This is a genomic window from Pseudomonas sp. E141, from assembly GCF_052659885.1.
Genome location: NZ_CP084024.1, coordinates 120603 through 133657 on the forward strand (window position 1 = coordinate 120603; position 13055 = coordinate 133657).

Genomic DNA, 13055 nt, shown 5'->3' on the forward strand with positions numbered 1-13055 from the left:
CCACGGCCCAGTGTCTGGCCGTGGAGTGAGCCCTTAGCGCACGCGCACATAGGTTCCCGGCGCCGCTTCCAGGGGCGGGTAGTTCGCGTTGCCCAGGGTCATCTGTGTTTCGCGTTGGGCACCGGAGCGTTCCTGGACCCAACCCAGCCACTGGGTCCACCAACTGCCCTCGACGTGCTTGGCGTCGTAATACCAGGCTCGCGGGTCGCTGCTCAGTTTCGGGTTTTCGACGTAGTTGGCCTTGGGGTTGCCCGGCGGGTTGAGAATGCTTTGGACGTGACCGCTGTTGGACAGCACGAAGCGTCGCTCGCCACCGAGCAACAGCGTTGAGCGATAGACCGCGTCCCATGGCGTGATGTGGTCATTGATGCCCGCCACGCTGAAGCTGTCCACCGTCACTTTTTGCAGGTCGATCGGTGTGCCGCACACTTCCAGGCCGCCGGGGTGGGTCAAGGGATTGTGCTTGAAGAAGTCCAGCAGGTCGCCATGGTAGGCCGCCGGCAGTCGGGTGCAGTCGTTGTTCCAGTAGAGGATGTCGAACGCTGGCGGCTCCTTGCCCAGGAGGTAGTTGTTGATGAAATAAGTCCAGATCAGGTCATTGGGGCGCATCCAGGCAAACACCCGGGCCATGTCGCGGCCATCGAGGATGCCTTTCTGGTAGGAGCGGCGCTTGGCGGCTTCCAGGGTCTGCTCGTCAGTGAATAGCGTGGCCGGGCTCTCCATCTGGCTGTCCAGCAGGCTCACCAGGTAAGTGGCGCTGGCGACCCGGCGCAGTTGGCGCTTGGCTTGCAGATGGCCTTGCAGGGCAGCGATGGTCATGCCGCCCGCGCAGGCGCCCATCAGGTTGACCTCACGGGCGCCGGTGATCGCCCGGCAGACATTCATGGCTTCTTCCGTCGCCTCGACATAGCTGGACAGGCCCCATTCGCGGTGACGTACATCGGGGTTGCGCCAACTGATGATGAACACCTGCAAACCGTTTTTCAGGGCGTACTGGACGAAGCTGTTGGAAGGGCTCAGGTCGAAGATGTAGAACTTGTTGATCTGCGGCGGCACGATCAGCAACGGCTTGGCGTATTGCTTTTCGCTCATGGACTTGTACTGGATCAGCTCGAGCATTTCGTTGCGAAACACCACCGCCCCCGGTGTGGTCGCCAGGGTCTTGCCGACTTCGAAGGCATGAGGTGTGACTTGCCGCGGCAGCCCGTCATTGTGCAGCAGGTCGTCCACCAAGTGGCTGATGCCACGAATCAGGCTGGTACCGCCGGAATTGAACAGCTCCTTGACCGCCAGCGGGTTGAGCAAGGTATTGGAAGGCGATACGGCATCATTGAGCAGGGCGAAAGCGAAGTGAGCCCGGGCACGGTCATCGGGGCTCATGTCGCATTCGTCGATCCAGCTCTTCATCTGTTTCTGCCAGCTCAGGTAGGCCTGCAGGCTTCGACGATAGAACGGATTGAGCTCCCAGGTGGGATCGGCGAAGCGCTTGTCGTTGGGGTTGGTGGGGTGCAGGGTTTCCCCTAGCAGCACGCGGCCCAACTGGCTGCCCAACTTCAACGCATGCCGGGCGCTGTGCACTGGGTTGCGCAAGCCGTGTACGGCAACACTGCGCAGGGTGGAAAGCAGGTCCCGGCCCCGCAGGCCGGTGACCGCACTTTGTGCGTTGATGAAGTTGGCAGGGGCGGGCATGGAACCCTTCGCCGGTTTGTCGCGCATGAGTCAACTCCTTCGTCATCAGGCTAAAAACAAACACACCGAACCAGACAACATAGTCGCTGTTCCGGGCAGTTGCGCGATCCGGCGTCCTGCCAGGCGCTTTTGGGCGGTGTCAGCCGCCACCCAGTGGCGCGGGATGCGGGTGCATGACCGCGCGCTGACGTTCTTCCTCCAGAAACTTCATGATGATCGGCGCCACAGCCTCGGCCCGGGTAATCAGGAACAGATGGCCGTCGTCGATGATGTGCAGCTGGGCGTTGGGGATGCGCCAGGCCAGCATGCGCATGTTGATCAACGGGATCAGTGGGTCGTCGTCGCCGGCCAGCACCAGGGTCGGCTGGTGGATCTTGTGCAGCCAGTGGATGCTGGTCCAGCCCAGGCCGGCGAACAGTTGCCAGTAATAACCCAGCTTGCCGGCCGAACGGACCTTGGCCGCATGACTGGCCGCCAGGCTGGGGTCGCGGCGGAACGAGCCGCCGTAGATCAGTGGGGCGATACGCATGACGTGGGACGGCTGCACGTAGCGCCGGGGGCTGGCCATCATCCACAGCACTTTCGGTTTGCCCGGCACCATTACCGCGCCAGCGGCGGTGGCCGCCAGCACCAGCTTTTTGCAGCGCTCAGGGTAGTCATGGGCAAATTGCTGGGCCAGGGCGCCGCCCCAGGACACGCCGATCACGTTGACCTGTCCGTAATCGAGGTAATCGAGCATCCGCGCGGTGAGTTTTGCCAGGCCGGGAAAGCGATATGGCCGGCTGGGCGTCGACGAGCCGCCGACGCCGGGAACGTCAAAGGCGATGACTTCCAGGTCCGGGTCCAGGGCCTGGATGAACGGGAACACCAGCTCAAGGTTGGCGCCGATGCCGTTGAAAATCAGCAGGGGCGTCAAATGAGGCTTGCCGGGGCGTACCGCGGTGCGCAAGGTCTGGCCATCCAGATCGACGGTACGGAAGATGTACGGTTGCGGCATGCTTCAAGCCCTGTGGGTTGGGTCGCTGTCTTTCATTTTTCCCCCGATCCCTGTGGGAGCGAGCCTGCTCGCGATGAGGCCGTTGCATTCAACATCACTGTTGCCTGACGCACCGCTATCGCGAGCGGGCTCGCTCCCACATTGGATCTGCTGTTAACGCAAGTTTGCGTTCACCAGCGGCGTGGGCCTTGCATTAATGTCGGCTGTTGACATGCTTTCGTGAGTAACCTCACGGCCGCAACAGACGAGTTGCACCAGTTACCGCTCATGCACATACGTGCCCGGCGCCGCTTCTCCCGCCGGATAAGTCTTGTTGCCCAGCACCGTGGGTGCCTTTTTCAGTTTGCCCGAGCGTTCTGCCTGCCAGGCCTGCCAATGCAGCCACCAGGAGTCGGTGTGCTTGGTGGAGTTCTCCTGCCAGTCCTCGGCCTTGGCCGGCATGTCCTCGCTGGTCATGTAGCGCGACTTGGGGTTACCTGGTGGGTTGAGGATGCTTTGGATGTGACCGCTGCTCGACAGCACGAATTCCACCTTGCCGCCAAATAGCTGTGCGGATTTGTAGCAGGACTTCCAAGGGGTGATGTGGTCGTTGGTGCCGGCCAGGGAGAAGATGTCGGCGGTGACCTGCTTGAGGTCGATCGGTGTGCCGCACACTTCCAGTGCATTGGGCCGGATCAGCGGGTTGTTCTTGAACATCTCGATGAGGTCGCCATGGAACGCCGCCGGCAGCCGGGTGGTGTCGTTGTTCCAGAACAGAATGTCGAACACCGGCGGCTCGTTGCCCAGCAGATAGTTGTTGACCCAGTAGTTCCAGATCAGATCGTTGGGACGCATCCAGGCGAAGACCTTGGCCATGTCGCGACCTTCAAGCACGCCGGCTTGATAGGAGTGACGCTTGGCCGCCTCCAGGGTCTGCTCGTCGACGAACAGCGCCACGTCGGTGTCCAGGGTGGTGTCGAGTACGCTCACCAGCAGGGTCAGGGCGTTGACCTTCTTCTCGCCCAGGGCGGCGTAATGCCCCAGCAGCGCGGTGCAAGTGATGCCGCCCGAGCAGGCTCCGAGCATGTTCACATCCTTGCTGCCGGTGATGGCCGTGACCACGTCCACCGCTTCCTTGAGCGCCTCGATGTAGGTCGACAGGCCCCACTCGCGCTGCTCCTTGGTGGGGTTGCGCCAGCTGACAATGAACGTCTGCACATTGCTGCGCAGGCAGAAGCGCGCCAGGCTCTTGTCCGGGCTCAGGTCGAAGACGTAGAACTTGTTGATCTGCGGCGGCACCACCAGCAGTGGGCGCTCGTGGACCTGTTCGGTGATGGGGCGGTACTGGATCAACTCCAGCACGTCGTTGCGAAACACCACGGCGCCTTCCGTCACACCCAGGCTCTTGCCGACTTCGAATGCGCCCATGTCGACCTGGCTCGGCATCCCGCCGTTGTGCACCAGGTCCTTGGCCAGGTGCGAAAGGCCGTCCAGCAGGCTCTTGCCGCCGGTTTCGAAAAAGCGTTTGACCGCCGCCGGGTTGGCTGCCGAATTGGTCGGGGCCATGGCCTCGGTCATCAGGTTGATCACGAAGTGCCCGCGGCTGATGTCCTGGGGCGAAAGGTTGCTCTCGTCGATCCAGGCGTGCAGCTCCTTGCGCCACGCCAGGTAGGTTTGCAGATAGCGTTTGTAGAGCGGGTTCTGGCTCCAGGCCGGGTCGTTGAAGCGACGGTCATCGCCCGCAGGTTGCAGCTCGGATCTGCCGAACAGGACGTTCTTGAGTTCGACGCCGAAATGGGCGACGTGCTTGACGCTGTGCAGCGGTTGTTTGATGGCCTGGGTCAGCACCATTCGGGCAGAGGCCAGCAGATCTTTTCTGCGCAAGCCGACGACAGGATTCAACCCCAGGGTATTTTCCGAGGCTTGGTACTTCAGGTCATCGTTGTTCTTGTTGCTCATCTACGACGCTCCATTGTCCTTCAGACGAGTACCTGGGCCATGCCAGAAAGCCCACAGCCAATGCCAGGTACGCTGCTCGGGTGACCGTTAATTCCGCATCGAGGCAATGAGGAAACGTGTGCAAGGAATTCGCCGATTCCTTTGCAGGGAACTTGCCAGCTCCATTGGTTACCCGAGTTTAATTTTTTTCGCAAGCAGGCCAGTCATTGACGTTGCCGCGGGGGCATTCAAGCAGATGAGTCTAGAAAATTCGCCCTAAAGCGCCAGCCCTTGAGTTAGAGCATCAGCTTGACGACCGACTCGTTCGGGTCGCGGGTTTTTCCGGCCGCCTTGAGTTCGGCAAGATAATCGTTCCACAGGTCCTCCTGGCGTACCGCCAACTGGTACAGGTAGTCCCAGGTGAACAGTCCGCTGTCGTGACCGTCGTCGAAGGTCAATTTCAGTGCGTACTGGCCGGCCGGTTCGACCTTGGTCAGGCCGACGCCGATTTTTCCGTATTGCAGGATCGGTTTGCCGTGGCCCTGGACCTCGGCGGAAGGCGAGTGCACCCGCAGGAATTCGGCGGGCAGGTGATACTCCTCGTCCGGCGCGTATTTGAGCGTCAGGATCTTGGAGGCTTTGTGCAGGTTGATGGCGCTGGGGAGTTTGGTCATGGCCTCTGATCCGTTTCTGAAGGGAGCCTTGATCTGCAAAAACGACAAAGGTCCATGTGGGAGCGAGCTTGCTCGCGATAGCGGTTTGACAGTCAACGCATTGGTTGAATGATACGCCGCCATCGCGAGCAAGCTCGCTCCCACAGGTCCGAGGAAACCTGTCGGTGACTTACAGGATATACCGCGACAGGTCTTCGTTCTCTGCCAATTCACCCAGGTGGCTGTTGACGTACTCGGCATCGATGAGGATCGGCGCTTCGTTATGGGCGCTAGCCAGGTCGCCGGCACTGAACGAGACTTCCTCGAGCAGGCGTTCGAGCAGGGTATGCAGGCGCCGGGCACCGATGTTCTCGGTCTTCTCGTTGACCTGCCAGGCGATCTGCGCCAGGCGCTTGATGCCTTCCGGCGCGAACTCGATGTTCAGGCCTTCGGTCTTGAGCAGGGCGCAATACTGTTCGGTCAGGGACGCGTGGGGTTCGCTCAGGATGCGTTCGAAGTCTTCCGGCGTCAGGGCCTTGAGCTCGACGCGGATCGGCAAGCGACCTTGCAGCTCGGGCACCAGGTCGCTGGGCTTGCTCAGGTGGAACGCACCGGAGGCGATGAACAGGATGTGGTCGGTCTTGACCATGCCCAGCTTGGTGTTGACCGTGCAGCCTTCGATCAGCGGCAGCAGGTCGCGTTGCACGCCTTCGCGGGACACGTCGGCGCCGCCGACATTGCCGCGCTTGGCGACCTTGTCGATTTCGTCGATGAACACAATGCCGTGCTGCTCGACGGCCTCCAGGGCCTTGGCCTTCAACTCTTCTTCGTTGACCAGGCGGCTGGCTTCTTCATCGCGAACCAGTTTCAGCGCTTCCTTGACCTTGAGCTTGCGGTTCTTGCGCTTGCCCTTGCCCATGTTGGCGAACAGGCTTTGCAATTGATTGGTCATTTCCTCCATGCCGGGCGGCGCGGAGATGTCGACGCCGGCCATTTCGGCCACTTCGATCTCGATTTCCTTGTCGTCGAGCTGGCCTTCGCGCAGGCGCTTGCGGAACAGCTGGCGAGTGTTGGAATCCTGGGTCGCAGCGGATTCGGCGTTGAAGCCCATGCGCGCTGGCGGCAGCAGCGCGTCGAGGATGCGCTCTTCGGCAGCATCTTCGGCACGGTGACGAACCTTGGTGATTTCCTGTTCGCGCAGCAACTTGATGGCGGCATCGGCCAGGTCGCGGATGATCGATTCGACGTCGCGACCGACATAACCGACTTCGGTGAACTTGGTGGCTTCGACCTTGATGAACGGCGCGTTGGCCAGTTTGGCCAGGCGACGGGCGATTTCGGTTTTACCGACACCGGTCGGGCCGATCATCAGGATGTTCTTGGGGGTCACTTCGACGCGCAGTTCTTCAGGCAGCTGCATCCGACGCCAGCGGTTACGCAGGGCGATGGCGACGGCGCGCTTGGCATCGTCCTGGCCGATGATGTGGCGGTTGAGTTCGTGGACGATTTCGCGGGGAGTCATGGACATAGTATTTGGCGGTCCTCAAGCAGGAATGAGCTGTGGCACAGGGCCAGGCTTATTCCGCGAGATCCTGCTCCTCAATGGTCTGGGTGTGGTTGGTGAAGACGCAGATGTCGCCGGCGATGCCCAAGGCAGTCTCGACGATTTCGCGGGCCGACAGATCGGTCTTTTTCAACAGGGCGCTGGCTGCGGCCTGGGCGTAGGCGCCGCCGGAACCCATGGCGATCAGGCCATCCTCGGGTTCAACAACGTCACCGTTACCGGTAATGATCAGCGAGGCGTCCTTGTTGGCGACCGCGAGCATGGCTTCGAGGCGGCTCAGGGAGCGGTCGGTACGCCATTCCTTGGCCAGTTCCACGGCGGCACGCACCAGGTGGCCCTGATGTTTCTCAAGCTGACCTTCGAAACGCTCGAACAGGGTGAAAGCATCGGCGGTGGCCCCGGCGAAGCCGGCGATGACCTGGCCGTGGTACAGGCGGCGGACTTTCTTCGCATTGCCTTTCATCACGGTGTTGCCTAGTGAAACCTGGCCGTCGCCGCCCATGACGACTTTGCCATGACGGCGGACTGAAACGATGGTGGTCAAGGGAAGAGTCTCCACGCAGCGGGGCGAAAATGCCCGGATGGAACTCATATGGGGGTGGCGTGGGTTTTTTCAACTGTGGGGTGGGAGAGGGGACGAGTGGCGTCCTGGGGGGGCAATCAAGTTTGTGGCAAAGGCATTCACTGTGGCGAGGGAGCTTGCTCCCGCTGGACCGGGCTGGCGCTCCAGCGCGCAGCGGTCCCAAGCTTTTGGGGCTGCTACGCAGCCCAGCGGGAGCAAGCTCCCTCGCCACAAAAGCCCCGCCGCACCGGGTGTTTTCAGCAGAAGTCAGCGGCTCTGGCGCTGTTGTAACAACAGGTTGCTGAAACCGCTGCCGGCCAATTGTTTTTGGGCTTTTGTCAGTTCTTCGCGGTTGCTGAACGGACCGACCAGCACCCGATACCAGGTTTCTTCCTTCACCGTGCCGGACTCCACCGCCACGGACTGGCCCAGCAGAATGATCTGCGCGCGTACCTTGTCGGCGTCGGCTTCCTTGCGGAACGAGCCGGCCTGCAGGAAGAACTTCGTCACCGGAGCGGCTTTCTGCACGGGCGGAGCCGGCGGCGGCGTGATGCCGGCCAGGGCTGCCTGAGCGCGAGCGGTGTCGATCTTCGCCGCTTCGGCCGGAGTTACCGGCGTGGTGGGCACCTGTGGCGTCGGCAGGGTTTTCTCCGGCACGGCATCGGGCGGCACGATGACTTCCGATTCCGGCAGCAGGGTGTAGAAGTCGTACTTGGGCTTGACCGGTTGCGTCGGGCTCGGCGGGGTCTTGTTGGCCTCGGCGATGCGCGTGGCTTTCTGTTGCTCTTGGCGCACGCGCTTGACGTCATCGCCCTGGCCCGGCTCCAATTTCATCAGAAACACAATGAAAGCGCCGACGGTCAGGCCGATAGCCATCCACAACCAGCCGGGAATCGGCTGTTTGGCTGGGGGCTGGTAACGACTGGCGCCGCGTTTGGGTGCAGGTTTTTTCTTGGCGGCCAACTTACATGCGCTCCAGCGTTTCCAGGCCCAGCAGTTCCAGGCCTTGCTTGAGGGTGCGCCCGGTCAGTGCGGCGAGGCGCAGGCGACTCTGCATTTGCTCTGGCGTTTCGGCGTTGAGGATCGGGCAGTTCTCGTAGAAGCTGGAGAACAGACCGGCCACATCGTACAGGTACGCGCACAGGGTGTGTGGGGTGCCTTTGTCTGCGACGTTGTTCAGCACTTCACCGAACTGCGCCAGTTTCGCCGCCAGCTCCTGTTCTTGAGCGGCTACAAGCACGATCTGCCCGTCCACTTCATTGAAGCCCTTGCCGAGCTTGCGGAACACCCCGGCCACACGGGTGTAGGCGTACAGCAGGTAGGGCGCGGTGTTGCCTTCGAAGTTGAGCATCAGGTCGAAGTTGAAGCTGTAGTCGCTGGTGCGGTGCTTGGACAGGTCGGCGTATTTCACCGCGTCGATGCCCACCACCTTGGCGATCTTGCGCAGTTCGTCCTCGGCCAGGTCCGGGTTCTTGCCCTTGACCAGGGTGTAGGCGCGATCCTGGGCTTCGGTCAGCAGGTCGATCAGTTTCACCGTGCCGCCGTCGCGGGTCTTGAACGGACGGCCGTCGGCGCCGTTCATGGTGCCGAAGCCCATGTGTTCCATTTCCATCGGATGGCTCACGAAACCGGCCAGGCGCGCCACTTCGAACACTTGCTGGAAGTGCAGGGCCTGGCGCTGGTCGACGAAGTACAGCACTCGATCGGCCTTGAGCACGCTGTTGCGGTAGCGCACGGCCGCCAGATCAGTGGTGGCGTAGAGGTAGCCGCCGTCAGCCTTGACGATGATCACCGGCAGTGGCTCACCGTCAGCGGTCTTGAACTGCTCGAGGAATACGCACTGGGCGCCGTTGCTTTCCACCAGCAGGCCCTTGGCTTTCAGGTCGTTGACCACGTTGATCAGGTCGTCGTTGTAGGCGCTTTCGCCCATCACGTCAGCCATGGTCAATTTGACGTTCAGCAGTTCGTAGATTTTCTGGCAGTGGGACAGGGAGATGTCCTTGAACTTGGTCCACAGCGCCAGGCACTCGGCATCGCCGGCCTGCAGCTTGACCACCAGGCCACGGGCGCGGTCAGCAAATTCGGGCGACTCGTCGAAGCGTTGCTTGGCGGCGCGGTAGAAGTTCTCCAGGTCCGACAGCTCATCGCTGGTGATCGGGTTTTCCTGCAGGTAGGCCATCAGCATGCCGAACTGGGTGCCCCAGTCGCCGACGTGGTTCTGGCGGATCACCGTGTCTCCGAGAAACTCCAGTACCCGGGCCACGCCGTCACCAATGATGGTCGAGCGCAGATGGCCGACATGCATTTCCTTGGCGAGGTTGGGGGCCGAAAGGTCGACCACGGTGCGTTGCAGCGGACCGGCCTTGCGCACGCCGATGCGTTCGTCGGCCAGGGCCGCGTCCAGGCGTGAGGCCAGGGCCTGGGTGTTCTGGAAGAAATTGATGAAGCCTGGGCCGGCAATGTCAGCCTTGCTGACGTTTTCGTCAGCCGGCAGCGCGGCGATGATCTTTTCGGCCAGGTCCCGCGGTTTCATGCCGGCCGGTTTGGCGAGCATCATCGCGATGTTGCTGGCGAAGTCGCCGTGGGTCTTGTCACGGGTGTTTTCGACCTGAATCGCCGGCGACAGGCCTTCTGGCAGCACACCTTCAGCGACGAGTTGGGCGATGGCTTGCTGGATGAGCTGGCGAATGGTGTCTTTCATGGTCTTCTCTTTCAACCGCAGGCGCGGCGGCGCTTCGATGCGCTGGTGGAAAAACTGGGCATTATCCGTGGCGAAGGCAAGCTTGCCAACTGTAGCGGGTCGGGTGGGGATGTGTGGTGGCTATTCGGGCCTCATCGCGAGCAGGCTCGCTCCCACAGGAAATTGCATTCCAATGTGGGAGCGAGCCTGCTCGCGATGAGGATGCCTGGGTCAATACAAATCCACCGGATCCACATCCAGCGACCAGCGCACCGCCCGCCCGCTGGGCATCTGCTCCAGCGCCAGCAGCCAGGTACTTAATAGCCGATGCAAAGGGGCCCGGGCATTGGCCTGTAGTAGAAGTTGAGCCCTGTAACGCCCGGCCCGTCGTTCCATCGGAGCCGGTACCGGGCCCAATAGTTCGATGCCGGTGAGGTTCTGTTGCCCCAGCAAGCGTTCGGCCTCGCTGCAGGCTTCGTCAAGGAACGCTTCGGCCTGCCCGGGCTTATGGGCTTCGGCCCGCAACAATGCCAGGTGAGCAAACGGCGGCAGGCCGGCGCCGCGACGTTCGCTCAAGGCCTGCTCGGCGAAGGCGAAGTAGCCTTGTTCGGTCAGTTGTATCAGCAGCGGATGGTCGGCCAGGTGGGTCTGGATAATTACCTTGCCCGGCTCCTCGGCCCGTCCGGCCCGGCCTGCGACCTGAACGATCAACTGCGCCATGCGCTCGCTGGCACGGAAGTCGCCGGAGAACAGTCCGCCGTCGGCGTCAAGGATCGACACCAGCGTGACCCGAGGAAAGTGATGCCCCTTGGCGAGCATCTGCGTGCCCACCAGGATGCACGGCTGGCCTTTCTGAATGGTAGCGAACAACTGATTCATGGCGTCCTTGCGCGAAGTGCTGTCGCGATCGACCCGCAGTACCGGGTAATCGGGAAACAGGATGCCCAGCCGTTCTTCAGCGCGTTCGGTGCCGGCCCCCACCGGGCGCAGGTCCACTTTGCCGCACTGCGGGCAGTGCCTCGGCACTCGTTCGGCGTGGCCGCAATGATGGCAGCGCAGCTCGCCGTGGCGTTGGTGCACGGTCATGCGTGCGTCGCAGCGTTCGCAGCCCGACATCCAACCGCAGTCATGGCACAGCAGGGTCGGGGCGAAACCCCGGCGGTTGAGGAACACCAAGACCTGTTGCCCGGCGGCCAGGGTCTGGCCGATGGCTTGTTGCATCGGCCCGGAAATGCCGCTGTCCAGCGGACGACTCTTTACATCCAGGCGCAGAAACCGTGGCTGCTTGGCGCCGCCGGCCCGTTCGTTCAGGCGCAGGAGTCCGTAACGTCCGGTGTAGGCGTTGTGCAGGCTTTCCAGGGACGGCGTGGCTGAACCGAGAACAATGGGAATGTTTTCCTGGCGCGCCCGCACCAGTGCCAAGTCACGGGCGTGGTAGCGCAGGCCTTCCTGCTGCTTATAAGAGCCGTCATGTTCTTCGTCGATGATGATCAGACCGGGGTTTTTCATCGGTGTGAACAGGGCCGAGCGGGTGCCGATGATGATGTCGGCCTCACCGTCCCGGGCGGCGAGCCAGGCTTCCAGCCGTTCACGGTCGTTGACCGCCGAATGCACCAGCGCGATCCGCGCGTTGAACCGTTGTTCGAAGCGCGCCAGGGTCTGTGGCCCAAGGTTGATTTCCGGAATCAGCACCAGGGCCTGCTTGCCGGCTTCCAGGGTCTGGCGGATCAGTTGCAGATAGACCTCGGTCTTGCCGCTGCCGGTGACGCCGGCCAGCAAGAAGGCGTGATAGCTGTCGAAACCGGCGCGAATCGCCTCGCAGGCGGCCCGCTGTTCAGCATTGAGCGGCAGTTCCGGCTGGGCCAGCCAATGCTCATGGCGAACACCCGGAGCGTGCCGGCGGATGTCTACCTGGACCAGGTCCTTGGCTAGCAGCAGGTCGAGGCTGTCCTTGCTGAGCATCAGTTTGCTCAATAGCTGATGGGCCACGCCGTGGGGATGCTGGGCCAGGGTCGCCAGGGCCTCACGCTGACGCGGGGCGCGGGCGATGCGCGGGTCGTCCAGCGAGGCGCCCGGTGCCACCGACCAGAACCGCTCCTGGCGTGCCTCGGCCGGTTCGCCCTGGCGCAACAATACCGGCAGCGCCCAGCTCAGGGTGTCGCCGAGGCTGTGTTGATAGTACTGGGAGGTCCACAGGCACAGCTTGAACAGCGAGGCGGGCAGCGGCGGCGTCGCATCGAGCAAGGCCAGGGCCGGCTTCAGTTTGTCGGCCGGGACTTCGCTGTGGTCGGCGACCTCGACCAGAATCCCGATCATCTCCCGTCGGCCGAACGGCACCCGCAGGCGCATGCCCGGATGCAACTGCTCACGCAGGACTCCGGCCGGGGCCCGGTAGTCGAACAGGCGGCGCAGAGGCGAAGGCAGGGCGAGGCGCAGGATGGCGTCGGGCACGCGGGAGGGTCTCGATATACAGACAAATTCAGAAGGCTTGGCACAACCCTTGTGGGAGCGAGCCTGCTCGCGATGGCGGAGTGTCAACCAATACCCATGCGGCTGATCCACCGCCATCGCGAGCAGGCTCGCTCCCACAGAAGAGCTTGCGCATGAGGCGGGGAGCCTAGCAGACGGTTGGTACAAGTCATAGCTTGCGTGATTGATGTTGTCTGGTAGAATCCGCGGCCTAATTACGTGCGGTATTCAACAATAGTGTTGGGTGGCGGCACGCTAGCCTGAGGAAAACCCCATGAAAACCGATATCCATCCGGAATACCCAGAAATTGCCGTGACCTGCAGCTGCGGCAATAAGTTCGAAACTCGTTCGACCTACGGCAAAGCCCTGTCGATCGACGTTTGCAACGAATGCCACCCGTTCTACACCGGTAAGCAAAAGACTCTGGATACCGGCGGCCGCGTTCAGAAGTTCGCCGATCGTTTCGGTGCTTTTGGCGCTACCAAAAAAGCCTGAGGCTAATCATTTTGGATGGTCGTTTCGG

10 protein-coding genes are annotated in these 13055 nt (G+C 62.1%); 1 reads left to right on the top strand and 9 read right to left on the bottom strand.

The window, feature by feature from the left end; genetic code table 11:
- Window positions 1–33: 33 nt before the first annotated feature.
- The 9 genes from phaC (GKKCFE_RS00545) to GKKCFE_RS00585 form a co-directional block, all read right to left on the bottom strand.
- Window positions 34–1716 (bottom strand): class II poly(R)-hydroxyalkanoic acid synthase, encoded by a 1683-nt coding sequence (gene phaC / locus GKKCFE_RS00545; protein ID WP_316912493.1) that lies wholly within the window; start codon window positions 1714–1716, stop codon window positions 34–36.
- 112 nt (window positions 1717–1828) lie between these two features.
- Window positions 1829–2686, bottom strand: coding sequence for a poly(3-hydroxyalkanoate) depolymerase (gene phaZ / locus GKKCFE_RS00550; protein WP_047225979.1), 858 nt, complete (start codon window positions 2684–2686; stop codon window positions 1829–1831).
- A 258-nt stretch (window positions 2687–2944) separates the two neighbouring features.
- Window positions 2945–4624, bottom strand: coding sequence for a class II poly(R)-hydroxyalkanoic acid synthase (gene phaC, locus GKKCFE_RS00555; RefSeq protein WP_047225978.1), 1680 nt, complete (start codon window positions 4622–4624; stop codon window positions 2945–2947).
- A gap of 275 nt (window positions 4625–4899) precedes the next feature.
- Window positions 4900–5277, bottom strand: a complete 378-nt coding sequence (locus GKKCFE_RS00560) for a gamma-butyrobetaine hydroxylase-like domain-containing protein (protein WP_445577365.1) — start codon at window positions 5275–5277, stop codon at window positions 4900–4902.
- Window positions 5278–5446: 169 nt separating this feature from the next.
- Complete coding sequence (gene hslU / locus GKKCFE_RS00565) at window positions 5447–6784, bottom strand: ATP-dependent protease ATPase subunit HslU (RefSeq protein WP_047225976.1); 1338 nt, start codon at window positions 6782–6784, stop codon at window positions 5447–5449.
- Window positions 6785–6833: 49 nt separating this feature from the next.
- Window positions 6834–7364 (bottom strand): ATP-dependent protease subunit HslV, encoded by a 531-nt coding sequence (hslV, locus tag GKKCFE_RS00570; protein WP_003186641.1) that lies wholly within the window; start codon window positions 7362–7364, stop codon window positions 6834–6836.
- A 285-nt stretch (window positions 7365–7649) separates the two neighbouring features.
- Complete coding sequence (locus tag GKKCFE_RS00575) at window positions 7650–8345, bottom strand: SPOR domain-containing protein (RefSeq protein ID WP_047225975.1); 696 nt, start codon at window positions 8343–8345, stop codon at window positions 7650–7652.
- Between the two features lies 1 nt (window position 8346).
- Window positions 8347–10083 (bottom strand): arginine--tRNA ligase, encoded by a 1737-nt coding sequence (argS, locus tag GKKCFE_RS00580; RefSeq protein ID WP_445577366.1) that lies wholly within the window; start codon window positions 10081–10083, stop codon window positions 8347–8349.
- Window positions 10084–10293: 210 nt separating this feature from the next.
- On the bottom strand, window positions 10294–12513 hold the full coding sequence (locus tag GKKCFE_RS00585; protein ID WP_047225973.1) for a primosomal protein N': 2220 nt from the start codon (window positions 12511–12513) through the stop codon (window positions 10294–10296).
- Window positions 12514–12805: 292 nt separating this feature from the next.
- On the opposite strand from GKKCFE_RS00585, the gene rpmE reads away from it, so the two are divergent.
- Window positions 12806–13027, top strand: coding sequence for a 50S ribosomal protein L31 (gene rpmE, locus GKKCFE_RS00590; RefSeq protein WP_047225972.1), 222 nt, complete (start codon window positions 12806–12808; stop codon window positions 13025–13027).
- The last annotated feature ends 28 nt before the right edge of the window (window positions 13028–13055 follow it).

What these genes read in the sequence shown, in the direction of transcription:
- phaC (WP_316912493.1), bottom strand. Translation starts at nt 1,716, where the DNA reads ATGCGCGACAAACCGGCGAAGGGTTCCATGCCCGCCCCTGCCAACTTC.
- phaZ (WP_047225979.1), bottom strand. Translation starts at nt 2,686, where the DNA reads ATGCCGCAACCGTACATCTTCCGTACCGTCGATCTGGATGGCCAGACC.
- phaC (WP_047225978.1), bottom strand. Translation starts at nt 4,624, where the DNA reads ATGAGCAACAAGAACAACGATGACCTGAAGTACCAAGCCTCGGAAAAT.
- GKKCFE_RS00560 (WP_445577365.1), bottom strand. Translation starts at nt 5,277, where the DNA reads ATGACCAAACTCCCCAGCGCCATCAACCTGCACAAAGCCTCCAAGATC.
- hslU (WP_047225976.1), bottom strand. Translation starts at nt 6,784, where the DNA reads ATGTCCATGACTCCCCGCGAAATCGTCCACGAACTCAACCGCCACATC.
- argS (WP_445577366.1), bottom strand. Translation starts at nt 10,083, where the DNA reads ATGAAAGACACCATTCGCCAGCTCATCCAGCAAGCCATCGCCCAACTC.
- rpmE (WP_047225972.1), top strand. Translation starts at nt 12,806, where the DNA reads ATGAAAACCGATATCCATCCGGAATACCCAGAAATTGCCGTGACCTGC.